The 11,791-nt window shown below is 63.2% G+C and carries 9 protein-coding genes and 2 pseudogenes; 5 read left to right on the top strand and 6 right to left on the bottom strand.

Going from position 1 to position 11,791, the window contains the following annotated elements:
- Positions 1-52 precede the first annotated feature (52 nt).
- A pseudogene (locus P7D22_RS20525) lies at positions 53-271 on the bottom strand (IS701 family transposase); the annotation flags it as partial.
- A 235-nt stretch (positions 272-506) separates the two neighbouring features.
- Between P7D22_RS20525 and P7D22_RS20520 the strand changes: the two are divergent.
- On the top strand, positions 507-2,291 hold the full coding sequence (locus P7D22_RS20520) for a methyl-accepting chemotaxis protein (RefSeq protein WP_319936122.1): 1,785 nt from the start codon (positions 507-509) through the stop codon (positions 2,289-2,291).
- Between the two features lie 139 nt (positions 2,292-2,430).
- Here the strand turns inward: P7D22_RS20520 and P7D22_RS20515 are convergent.
- Both P7D22_RS20515 and P7D22_RS20510 read right to left on the bottom strand, forming a co-directional pair.
- A pseudogene (locus tag P7D22_RS20515) lies at positions 2,431-2,601 on the bottom strand (IS21 family transposase); the annotation flags it as partial.
- Between the two features lie 53 nt (positions 2,602-2,654).
- Complete coding sequence (locus P7D22_RS20510; RefSeq protein WP_319936123.1) at positions 2,655-2,855, bottom strand: hypothetical protein; 201 nt, start codon at positions 2,853-2,855, stop codon at positions 2,655-2,657.
- On the opposite strand from P7D22_RS20510, the gene P7D22_RS20505 reads away from it, so the two are divergent.
- From P7D22_RS20505 to P7D22_RS20495, 3 genes are all read left to right on the top strand, one after another.
- The gene (locus P7D22_RS20505; RefSeq protein ID WP_319936121.1) at positions 2,766-4,349 is read left to right on the top strand and encodes an ISL3 family transposase; all 1,584 of its coding nucleotides are present in this window, start codon (positions 2,766-2,768) and stop codon (positions 4,347-4,349) included. The genes P7D22_RS20510 and P7D22_RS20505 overlap by 90 nt on opposite strands.
- A gap of 164 nt (positions 4,350-4,513) precedes the next feature.
- Positions 4,514-5,632: an HlyD family secretion protein gene (locus P7D22_RS20500; RefSeq protein ID WP_319936120.1), complete on the top strand. Its 1,119-nt coding sequence runs from the start codon at positions 4,514-4,516 to the stop codon at positions 5,630-5,632.
- A gap of 8 nt (positions 5,633-5,640) precedes the next feature.
- The gene (locus P7D22_RS20495) at positions 5,641-6,717 is read left to right on the top strand and encodes an FUSC family protein (protein WP_319936119.1); all 1,077 of its coding nucleotides are present in this window, start codon (positions 5,641-5,643) and stop codon (positions 6,715-6,717) included.
- 452 nt (positions 6,718-7,169) lie between these two features.
- Here the strand turns inward: P7D22_RS20495 and P7D22_RS20490 are convergent, their stop codons facing one another.
- Both P7D22_RS20490 and P7D22_RS20485 read right to left on the bottom strand, forming a co-directional pair.
- On the bottom strand, positions 7,170-8,729 hold the full coding sequence (locus tag P7D22_RS20490; protein ID WP_319936118.1) for an MDR family MFS transporter: 1,560 nt from the start codon (positions 8,727-8,729) through the stop codon (positions 7,170-7,172).
- Positions 8,730-8,822: 93 nt separating this feature from the next.
- Positions 8,823-10,124 carry an HlyD family secretion protein gene (locus P7D22_RS20485; RefSeq protein WP_319936117.1) on the bottom strand — a complete coding sequence of 434 codons (1,302 nt, stop codon included), beginning with the start codon at positions 10,122-10,124 and terminating at the stop codon, positions 8,823-8,825.
- A 163-nt stretch (positions 10,125-10,287) separates the two neighbouring features.
- Between P7D22_RS20485 and P7D22_RS20480 the strand changes: the two genes are divergently transcribed.
- On the top strand, positions 10,288-10,932 hold the full coding sequence (locus P7D22_RS20480; protein WP_319936116.1) for a TetR/AcrR family transcriptional regulator: 645 nt from the start codon (positions 10,288-10,290) through the stop codon (positions 10,930-10,932).
- 300 nt (positions 10,933-11,232) lie between these two features.
- Here P7D22_RS20480 and tnpA read toward each other — a convergent pair whose 3' ends face one another.
- On the bottom strand, positions 11,233-11,670 hold the full coding sequence (gene tnpA / locus P7D22_RS20475; protein ID WP_319936115.1) for an IS66-like element accessory protein TnpA: 438 nt from the start codon (positions 11,668-11,670) through the stop codon (positions 11,233-11,235).
- Between the last annotated feature and the right edge of the window lie 121 nt (positions 11,671-11,791).

Here is an 11,791-nt window from a genome sequence, read left to right as displayed (position 1 = left end):
CATTGGCCGCGAAATTACCCCCTCAGGGGGTCACTATTGCGAGCGATTTTACACCCAGGATGGCCTGCTGCCGCCACGGACCGGGGTCGCCAGCGGCCTCCGCCCGCATCCATCCGGTCTTGCGCCGCTCGTCACCAAGCAGCCCGTCCAGGAACAACCCTGCCGAGACCGCAACCCGCTCCTGGCTGAACAAGGGCCGCAGCCGCGCCTTCACGTCCCGCAGCGACGACGCCCACAGTTCCAGCGTTTGCTCGATCGATGCTCCGCCCACACTATGACCTCCGGATCATGGTCGCTCAGAGATTCAGAACCTTAAGCAGAGCGCAACTGTAATGCAGTGTCAGGATAAGGATCGTTCGGGTTACAACGCATATGTGTGCGGCGTGAGCATTTTTTTGCAGCGGAATGTTAAGGTCTGACACCTAGGTCTAATCTACAGGTCATATATGACGGTAGTTCAATCCGATCGATTTCGAGATAGCACAATGCTCCCTTTTCGACGCTCAGTGTATCAAGAACAGAAAGGGTTTTTGGACGCACTCGATAGCTCGTTAGCGATCATCGAGTTTCTTCCTGACGGAACCATTCGTACTGCAAACCAGAACTTCTGTCACGCGCTTGGATATGAATTATCGGAAATTCAAGGCAAGCATCATCGTATCTTTGTACCTCACGACTTTGCTGAAAGCCAGGAATACGCGAACTTCTGGGCATCTTTAAAAAGCGGTGCTTTTGAATCGCGGGAGTACAAACGAATTGCGAAAGGCGGCCGTGAAATCTGGATTCAAGCGACGTACAATCCAGTAAAAGACCGCCGAGGAAACGTTTTTAAGGTCGTGAAAGTAGCAACCGATATTACCAAACACAAACTCAAGACCTCAGAGTTCGAAGGTCTGCTCAACGCGGTCTCCTTAGTTCAGGCTATGATCGAGTTCACAACTGATGGAACCATTGTGAACGCCAACAGCAACTTCCTCAGCTTGATGGGATACACACTCGAAGAGGTCCAGGGCCGTCACCATAGTATGTGCGTCGACCCTAGCTACGCCCGCTCACCAGATTATGCTGCCTTCTGGGCAAAGCTAAACAGAGGCGAATTCGTTGCCACCTCGTTCAAGCGTCTTGGTAAGCACGGTCGAGAGGTCTGGATCCAAGCATCGTACAACCCAATCTTCAATGCTAGCGGACAAATCGTGAAAATCGTTAAGTTTGCGACTGACATTACGGATCTGACGCAAATTGGCACTGGACTTGAGCGCCTTGCTAAAAACGATCTCACTCAGCCCATCAAGCGGCCATTCTCTCCTGCTTTCGAAAAACTGCGCACAGACTTCAACATCGCACATGAAAACTTGCGCGCCACAGTGCGGCTCATTGCGCAAAGCTCCGAGGAGATCCGTTCGGGAGCTTCAAGCATCGGCCAAGCAGCCGCAGATTTATCGCGCCGCACTGAACAGCAGGCCGCAAGCCTTGAGGAAACCGCAGCGGCCCTCGACGAGATCACCGCAACCGTGCGCAAAACCGCGGAAGGCGCGTCCCACGCCCGGGCCGTCGTGTCGACCGCCAAGAGCGACGCAGAGCAGTCGAGCGTCGTGGTGGGTCGCGCCGTCAAGGCCATGACGGGCATCGAGACCTCGTCGCAGCAGATCGGCCAGATTATCGGCGTCATCGACGAGATCGCGTTCCAGACCAACCTGCTGGCACTCAACGCGGGGGTCGAGGCTGCGCGGGCCGGTGAGGCGGGCCGCGGCTTTGCGGTCGTGGCCTCCGAGGTCCGCGCCCTGGCCCAGCGCTCGGCTGAGGCCGCCAAAGAGATCAAGGCGCTGATCGCGGCCTCGGCCCAGCATGTCGGCAGCGGCGTCCAGCTTGTGGGCGAGACCGGCCATTCCCTGCAGCGCATCATGGCGCAGGTGACGGAGATCAACGCGGTTGTAACCGACATCGCCGCCTCGGCCCAGGAACAGTCGACCGGTCTGGATCAGGTCAACACGGCCATCAACCAGATGGATCAGGTAACGCAGCAGAATGCCGCCATGGCTGAGGAGTCGACAGCGGACAGCAAGAGCTTAGCACAGGAAACCGAGGAGCTCGCGAACCTCGTCGGCCGTTTCAGGATCGCGGATGGCAGCCCCAGCGGCATGGGACAAGAGCAGATCACGAAACCAACGTCGCTCGCTCTCCGACCAAGCGTCAAGGCTGTGGCAGGGCTTAAGCGCACCGTCCCGATACAGAAGCTGGTTGCGAATGGGGCTCCGGTCGCTACTGGCGTAGACGAGTGGCAGGAGTTCTGAGTACTCCCTGGTGCGCAATCACGATACGCCCGCACGTGCACGTCGCTGGATCTGCGGTGCATTCGGTCTTCCGGGCAACCTACAGGCCCAGTTCGCGAGCATGCCCTAGGCCGCGACGGGAGGTCGGCCTCAAGCCGGTGAACGGATCCAACTTGCTGGCCCGTTCCGGCGCTCGGTAGAGCGGCTCATTCGCGTTCGATCGCAGGTCCTTGCGGATGGTGTTGCGCGACAATCCTGTGCGTCGCGAGATCTCCCGGATCGGCATCCCTTCGCGGAAGGCCCAGCGCCGGATAACGCTCAATAATGCCATGTCGATCACTCCATGACCCCCGACCAACAAGCCAGGGGTGGTTCAGACACGGGTCACTTCTCGATGAAAACTTCGGGCTCTGCCGGGTCCTTCCGCACTTCTGGTGCAACCCCGAGTCGAAGCGTCACGTCGTTTAAATCGGGAACACGTTGCACGCCGAGAGGATGAGCAAACGCCTGCTGCCTCTCGTTTCCGGTGACCTCGTCGTCGATCAGGTCCAGCCTGAGCCCGGTTGCTTGACCATTATCACCCACCCGCGCAACGCATTAGCTTCCTGTCCGGCCTGTGGCCGAGCCTCGGCACGGCTACACTCGCACTACACACGGACGCTCGCCGATCTACCCTGGCAGGGGAGGCGCGTCCGCATCACAGTCCGGACACGACGGTGGCGGTGTGCGGTAGACGACTGCCCACGCCGCATCTTCACTAAGCGCCTGACGGACATCGCGTTGCCCCGGGCAAGACGCACGGGCCGGCTTGACGATGTTCAGCGTCACCTCGGTCTCGCGCTCGGCGGCAAGGGTGGTACCCGCTTGGCTGCACGTCTCGGCATTCCGGCGAGCGGTGATGAGTTCCTGCGCCCGCTGCGGAGCCGCGCGCCCGCCGAGCAGGAGCGATCGCCGCGTGTGCTCGGCGTCGACGACTGGGCGTGGCGACGCGGCCAGTGCTATGGAACCATCCTCGTCGACCTTGAGCGGCAACGTGTCGTCGACCTGCTGCCCGATCGCGAGGCGGCTACCCTCGCGGGTTGGCTGCGCGACCATCCCGGCACCGAGATCGTGGCGCGTGACCGCGCGGGCGCTTACGCTGATGGCGTGCGACGCGGCGCACCCGGGGCCGTCCAGGTCGGCGACCGCTTTCACCTGCACTGCAACGGCTCCGAGGCGTTGTTCCGAGTGATCGAGCGACACCGTAGTGCCTTCGGCCGTCTTGCCCGTACGCTCGTGCAGGTAGATGCAACTCTTCCACCGCCCGAGCCGCTGCCGCGGAGCCTGGTCGAGCAGCAACACCGGCAGAGGCGAGACGCACGCGATGCGCGGTTCTGCCACGTCGCGGCGCTGGCTCAGGATGGTGCGGGCATCCGCGCCATCGTGCGCGCGACAGGCCTTGCCCGCAACACCGTCCGAAGCTGGCTGCGTATGGGTGCGGTACCGACGTGGTGCCGGGGCGAGCGGGCGCGCATCACCGATCCGTTCCGCTTGTACCTCAACCAACGTCTGAGCGAGGGTGAGCACAACGTGACCCGGCTCTGGCAGGAGATGCGCGTGCTCGGCTTTTCAGGCGGCGCCATGGCGGTGCGAGCCTGTGTGGCTGAACTGAGGGGCGCGCCCGCTCGGCCCCGTGTCGTTCGCGGTCAGGTCTGGCACCCACCCACGCCACGGCGGACGACGCGCCTGCTTCTACTCGGCAACGATGTATCGGGACTTGATGGTCGTTTCCTGGCCGCCATTGTCGGAACGATTCCGGAGATCGGACGCGCAGTCGAAGAGGCACGCGCCTTCCCGGCTTTGCTGCGGGCCCACGACTCTGAGGCACTCGGTCCGTGGCTGGCGCGTTGCCGGGGCGGTCCGCTGCGAGGACTGGTCGCCGGGCTCACCCGCGACCGCGCCGCCGTAGAAGCTGCGCTCGCGTTGCCCTGGTCAACGAGCCCGGTCGAGGGGCAAATCAGTCGTTTGAAGATGATCAAGAGGGCGATGTACGGCCGCGCGAAGCTCAACCTGCTCCGTGCCCGCGTGCTCAAGGCATGATCCGCCTTGTCTGCACCAAAAGTGCGGAAGGACCCTCCGCCGGGTCAACTCTCAGTGGAAATCAACACACTTGCTTCTGGACGGAGTGAAGCCCCGCGTGCATTGACCACGCCGCGATGGGGCAACCGGCCCAGAGAACGGCTCAATTGGATACGATTTTCGGCATGACGAACGAGATCGCGGACACACACGTCAACGAGCGGCCTGAACCCACTTCGTCGTCCATGACCCGGTGGGTTGGCCTGACGATCCTTGGCGTTCTGGCAGCGCTCGTCGCCTGGTACGCCGTCTCGGACAGATGGACGCCCTACTCGAATACAGCAACCGTCTCGGCCTATGTGGCGCAGCTCGCGCCACGGGTCTCAGGACCAGTGGTCGAGGTGCTGGTTCAGGACAACGCCCGAGTCAAGGCGGGCGATGAACTCTTTCGGATCGACCCGACCCTTTTTGAGATTGAGGTCCGTCGGACGGAAGCGGAGCTTGCGCAGGCACTTCAGACGAATTCTGCGAGTTCCGCCGGCTTGAACGCTGCCCAGGCCCGGGTCGCGCAGGCGCAAGCCTCACTCCAGAACGTGCGGGCCTCCTCGAGCCGCATTCTTCAGCTGGTGGAACGAGGTGTCTATGCCGCATCGCGCGGTGATGATGCCAAAGGCCAGCTTCGCACCGCGGAGGCCGAGCTCGCTGCCGCTCAGGCGCAGCTCGAACAAGCCAAGCGCGAACTCGGGCAAACCGGTGCTGAGAACCCACAGGTTATCGCGGCACAGGCGGGCGTGCAAAAGGCCCGGACCGACTTGATCAACACCACCGTCGTCGCCTTGACGGATGGCCTAGTCAGCAATCTTTTGTTGACCGTGGGTCAATACGCCACCGCCGGGCAGCCGGCCCTCACCATGATCGACACCCGGGGCGGCTGGATCGTCGCCGACTTCCGGGAAAACCAACTCGGCAACCTGAAGCCGGACGACGTCGTTCGCATCGCCTTCGACGTTGCGCCAGGTCGGATCTTCGATGGGGTGGTCGAGAGCATCGCCTGGGGCATCGACACCGGGCGTCAGGCGAAATCGGGAAACCTCGTCCGCACCGAGACCGACGTGCGGTGGTTCGATCCGGCGCGCCGCATTCCGGTTCGGATCAAGCTGCCGCCCCTGGACAATCTGCCGCCCAACATCCGGGTTGGGTCTAAGGTTGCCGTCATTGTGAATGCCTCAGGGACGGACGGTCTGACGTGGTGGTTGTCAAATGTACTTCTGCGCATTTCGACCGCCCTGTCCTATCTCTACTGAAGATCGGCATGACAGCCCTTCCTCGTCCCGACACAACGCTTGACCCGCATTTCGCACTTCGCTGTGCGATAGGCATCACTTTGACCTATGTGCTCGTGGAGCCGCTCGGGGTTCAGCCCGCCAGCATTCTTCCAGCGATGGCGGTCTCGCAGATCTGCTCACAACGGGGGGATTACAGCCCGTCCAAGACCTTCGTCGGCGCGGTCATTACCATCGCGATCATCTGGATGACCTTCGGCGTGACCACCCTCGTCCGTGAGGAGATGCTGGTGTTCGTCAGCGTGATCCTCGCCATCCTTTACGGTGCCTTCTACTTCCTGCTCCGAACCGGCAATCCATTGGCGATCCTCGTTATCATCTTCACGACCTTGCTTTCCGTTCTGTCGGCGGAGTCGCCCGCCGCCGCGGAAGCCATGCGCGACGCCTACACGGTCACCTCCATCGTCACGGCGTTGTTGGTGCCGGTTCTGAACCTTGTTCTCCCGGTGTCACGGGTGGACGCCTCACCGGCCGCCGTGGCGGCTGCACCGGCCGGGGATCCGCAAGCTGGAATGCAAGCTTTGCTCCGCGTGCTGGCTCTTGCGCCGATCCTGTTCGGATTGTGGTTCGTCTTCCCGCCCTCCGACGTTATCATGCCGATCATGGCCTGCCTCGTATTAGCCTATCCGACCCGGAGCGCGCAGCGAACGGAGACGTTCGAGCGCCTGACGGCAACCATGCTGGGCGGGGTTATCTCGTTGGCGATTCTGCTGCTGTTCTCGTGGCAAGCTCAGTTCCCGGCCCTGTACCTCCTGATCTTCCTGGTCGCCTTGTGGTTCACCAGGAGGATGGTCACGGGCCCGGCTTCGGTGAACACCTACCAGGTCAGCCTCACCGTGATCGCCGGGCTGGTCTCGACGGGAATGACGTCGAGCCATCCCATGCAGGACGCGGTGCAGCGGCTCGTTCTGACTTTCGGGGGGACCGCGATGGCCCTGGCAGGCTTGGTGTTCCTTGCGTCGATCCTCGTCTGGCGTCCGCGAAGGACTCGGGCCGGCAACGAAGACCTTGCGTATTGGAGATCGCCTCACGTCGGGCAGGGCTGACGAGTTCTTCGTCGACCTGACGAAAAGCAAGGTTCATGGCGCTCAGCGTGCCTGCCGCGTCTACCCTCGACGGCCGCAGGTCCCGTCCCTTGAGGAACAGCGGATGTCCAAGCTCGACGTGTGTCGCCGAGGGGAGTTCGCCTGACGACCGTCGCACGGCAAACCCCGGCTATCGTCTTCACCAACCGTCAACGCCGATTGAGACTCTTCGGAGCAATTACGTGGGCACGGGCACGGGCAATCGCTTCCGATCTCAGCAAGCAAAGCGCGGCCCGCTGGCGTCAAGCCGTAACGGACCATGCTTGTGCCACTGCAACCGGCGGGCGTGGCGGTCACGATGGAGCACCAGCCGCGCTTGACGCACCGTCCGATCGGACCAGCCGTGACCGGCTTCGGACCATCCAGAAGCGTCCTCATCAACGCAAGTTCGGCTTCGCGTGGCGTACGCATGTTTAATGGGCCTCGATCGGGCCGGACGTCTTCTGCGGCTTCTTCAGCAAGGCCACAGCTGCAAGGCTGATGATCAAGCCGACCCCGATGATCCAGAAGGCGTCGCTGTAGGCCATCACGTAGGCTTCGCGCCGCACCTGCGTGGCGAGCAGGCCGAGGGCTTGCGCCCGGGCCATCGCCAGGTCGTGCACATGGGCCTGCATGCCCACGATCAGGCCCGCCAGCCGCGATTGCGTCAGCGTGGCGTTCTGCGTCATGGCTTCGGCCAACACCGAAAAGTGGAAGTGCTCGCGTCGGTCGATCACGGTCGACAACATGGCGATGCCAATCGAGCCGCCGAGGTTGCGCATCATGTTCGACAGTGCCGAGGCATCGGCCGTGTCGCGCGGCGCAAGACCGGCCGTCGACATCTGGCTCAAGGGCACCGTGAACAGGGGTTGGCCCGCGGCCCGCAGGAGCTGTGGCAGGACCAATTGATCCATGCCGACATCGTGGGTGAGGTTGACGTTGATGAAGCAGCTCGCCGCGAACAAGAGGGTGCCGGCGATTACCAGGAGGCGCGGGTCGAAGCGTTTCATCAGGATCGGCATGGCTGGAAACAGCACCAGCTGGGGTAGGCCGCTCCACATCACGACGTAGCCGATCTGCTCGGCATTGTAGCCCTGAATCTGGGCGCAATAGACCGGGATGACGTAGATCGAGCCGAACGACACGGCGCCGAGCACCGTCATCAGAAGACAGCCGCCGCCAACAGAGCGGTTCTTGAGCACCCGCAGGTTGATGAAGGGGGTCGCGGCCATCAGTTCGCGGACAACGAAGCCCAGGATGCCGAACACCGCGAGCAACGTGCCTTCGATGATGATCGGCGACCCGAACCAGTCCTTGCGTTGCCCTTCCTCGAGCACGAAGGTCAGGGCCGGAAGTCCCGTGGCCATCAGGCCAATGCCGAGCCAGTCGCCCTTGGCGAGTTCGCTCAACCGGAGCGGCGCCTTGTCGAGCGCGTAGAGCTGCAGGCCGAGGGCGATGGGACCGGGAACGAGGTTCAGGTAGAAGATGTAGTGCCAGGACAGATTGTCCGTCAGCCAGCCACCGACCGTCGGGCCGATGGCTGGCGCGAAGGTGGCCGTGAGGCCGAACAGCGCGATGCCGACAGCCTGCTGCGATTTCGGCAGCTTGGTTCGCACGATGGTGATCGCGGTCGGGATCAGGACGCCGCCCGTGAAGCCCTGGCCGGCCCGGAAGAAGATCATCTCGGTCAGGCTCGTCGAAAGCGCGCAGGCGATCGAGAACCCGATGAACATCGCAGTGTTAAAAGCAAGATAGCGACGCAGCCCGAAGATCGAGCCGAGCCAGCCCGTCAGCGGGATCACGATGATCTCGGCCATCAGATAGGCCGTCGAAATCCAGCTGCCTTCCTCGGACGAGGCTCCGAGCGCTCCCTCGATGTCGCTCAGGGACGAGTTGGTGATCTGGATATCGAGGATGGCCGTGAAGGCGCCGAGGATCGCGGCCGTGACGGCTAGCCAATCCCGCAGCGAGGCTTTTTCAGGGTTGGGGGTCATGAACGGCCCGGAGAACTGAGGAGACTTTGATAAGGTCCCGCTCCTACCAGGGCGGGCGACTTCCCCCCGTGTTAGGCACCGGGGAAAGGGGGATCAGCGCGACGGGGTCTTGGCCTCGGCCATGCCGATCCGGGTCGGCTCGACGCCATGGGAGACGCCGTTGCGCGTCTCGACCGTGGCTTCGACCGAAAGACCAGGGCGCAAGCGGGACAAAAAGGCATCGTCGCTCGCGAGCGTGATCTTCACGGGGACGCGCTGCACCACCTTGGTGAAGTTGCCCGTCGCATTCTCAGGCGGCAGCAACGCGAATTGTGCGCCGGTGCCGGGTGAGAAGCTGTCCACGCGGCCGTGAAAGACATGACCCCCGAATGCGTCGACCGTGAACTCGACCGGCTGGCCGACATTCATGTCGCCGAGCTGGGTCTCCTTGAAGTTTGCCACGAGGTAGATGTCGCGACCGGTGGGAACAACGGTGAGAAGGGCGGTGCCGGCCTGAATAAGCTGTCCGATGCGGAGCGATCGATCCCCCACCACGCCGTCGATCGGCGCGTGGATTGTGGTGTAGCTCATGTCGAGTTCGGCCTTGTCGAGCTTGGCCTGGGCACCGGCGATCGCCGCGAGCGCGCTCTTAGCCAAGGCGCCATAGGTCGTGACCTGCTTCTCTGCCGCGTCGAGGGCGGCGCGGTTCTTGTTGAGGGTCGCCGTGCGCTGCAGCAGGTCAGAGGCGGTTTGCTGCGCGCGCTGCGAGGTGCCGGCCCCGGACGCGAGCAGGTCGCCATAGCGTTTGGCTTCCTGGCTCGCGAAGGTCACTCCGGCCTCGGCATTGCTGACGTCGGCCTTGTTCGATTCGACCTGGGCCTCCTGCTGGACAACGGCGGCCTTGTAGCCTTCGAGCTGTGCTTGCGCCTTCTCGAGATCCGCTTGCGCCTCCGTGATGGCGAGCCTGTAGTCCCGTTGGTCGATCGTGGCCAGGACGTCACCGGTCTTGACCGCTTGGTTGTCGGTGACGAAGACGGCCGACACGAAGCCCGCCACCTTGGGGGCCACAGTCACCTTGTCGGCTTGGAGATAGGCATTGTCGGTGGTCTCCTGAAAGCGACCCACGGTCCACCAATGCCAGCCGTAGTGGCCGCCGCCGCCAAGCCCAGCCAGGAGCAGGACCGCGAGGATCAGCTTGCCTTTGCGACGCTTGGGTTGCACGAGCGTGGGCGCCTGGGCCACAGCCGCCAACTGGGGCGATGTCGGATGGACCGGGACCGCGGGGAGCGACGCCGGCACAGGCTCAGGAGAAGCAGTGCGGGCCGTCGTCTCGGTCAGGTAGATGGCGGTCTCGGCCGGCGTTGGCTGCCGGTCGGCGTCATCGATTGTGCGACGGGGGGGAACGAGGCTATCCATATCCGCGATCTTGATGAACGAAACGGTAGTGTTCTGATATGCACTGGGATAGATGAACGCAAGCTTGATGCGAGGGGACAACGTGACAGAGATGTTGGATGCGTCGACCGGTGGAACTCTGTCGGGGCGAGGTGCCGCTGCATCGCGGCCCTTGCCGGACATCATGAGCAGTAAGCCAAGGCGCTACACGGGCGGGCGTCCCTCGCAGGCGGAGGCGCTTCGCCGGGATGAGCGTCTCGTCGAGATCGCGGCCGGGATGTTCATGGAGCGCGGCTTCGACGCGACGACCATCGACGCCGTCGCTGAGGCCGCCAGCGTCGGCAAGGCGACTCTTTACGCCCGCTACAAGGACAAGGGCGCCCTGTTTGCCGCCGTGTTTCGGCGCCAGATCGATCGCTGGCTCGCCCCGCTGGGACAAGCAGCCGCGACGCCGGTCTCAGGATCGGTCGAGGATGTTCTGCTTGCGATGTCACGGGCCATGATGGCTTCGGCCCTCGCCCCCGAAGCTGTGGCGATCAACCGCATTCTGATTGCTCAGGCGCTGCGCTTTCCCGAACTTGCCCAGATGGCGCATCAAGAAGGGTGGCAGCGAAGCATCGCGGCGCTCGCGGCCGTTCTCCAGCACTTCGTTGACGATGGTCAGATCAGCGTGACAAACTGCGACCTCGCGGCGGACCTGTTCCTAAGCCTCGTGGTCGGGCGGCAAACACGCCTGGCGATGCTCGGCATCGACACCGATCCGGCGCAGGTCGATCACCGCATTCGGGCAGCCGTTCGCCTATTCCTCGATGGCGTGAGGGCGTGCTGAGCACACGACAGTACCCGCTCACATGTCAGCGATCAGCCGCGTCGGTCCAAGTCGATGGTTCTGAACACTCGCGGTTCCTGCCAGGAACGGCCGCTTTCAAGCGACGCTATTCGCTGCCGGAACGACCTGGATGGGCGCAGAGCAGTCTGGCTGCTTTCACCGGGGTGCTGCCGATCCTAGTCCGTCGCAGGTGAGTGCCGCGGCGTCACCGTTTCGCGCGCACATGGAAGCCGTCAAAGCCGCGACGCATATCGGTGACGCCACAAGCCAGGTACACCCGCAGGTTTGCCGGAGGCGCGATCATGCTAAGGCCGAGATCACCTGCCGCAACGCTGCCGCATCGACCGCGCCCGTCAGGCGCAGCTTGATCCCCGACGGCAGTTCCACCTCGATGCTGGCAGGTTCATTCCCCTCGAAACGCCTGTCGACAACAGACGGTGGCTCGCCTGCCGGCAAGGCCGCCACGGGCGGATCAGGCATCACGCTCACGGGAACGAAGCCCGTCAGTTCGCCGGTCCGGAACTGCTTACGCCATGTGTAGGACTGGCCGCTGCTGATCCCGTGCATGCGGCAGGTCAACGAGGCCGACGAGTTCGGTGCAACACCCTGCGCCAGGATGCGCAGCTTCTCCTCCGTGCTCCAGCGCCGCCGCCGTTCCGCACCAGTCAGGACCTCGGCGCGGACCTCCCGACCCCTCGTACGACCACTCCCGAGCCCGCTCTCCGCCGCATCGTCCATTCCACCCACCCCAATCAGGGGTCAGAGTCTCATGGCCGCAGAATGCCGCAAGACGGGGTTCGGCTGCTTTCAATTACCCACAAGTCGCTGGCCGGCTGATTTTCTCCGATTTGTTGTCGGC

Origin of the sequence: Lichenihabitans sp. Uapishka_5 (assembly GCF_033947565.1) — a bacterium.
Taxonomy (GTDB): Bacteria; Pseudomonadota; Alphaproteobacteria; order Rhizobiales; family Beijerinckiaceae; genus Lichenihabitans.
The sequence above is the reverse complement of the archived record's forward strand: the minus strand, read 5'-3'. Positions and strand labels throughout refer to the sequence as shown.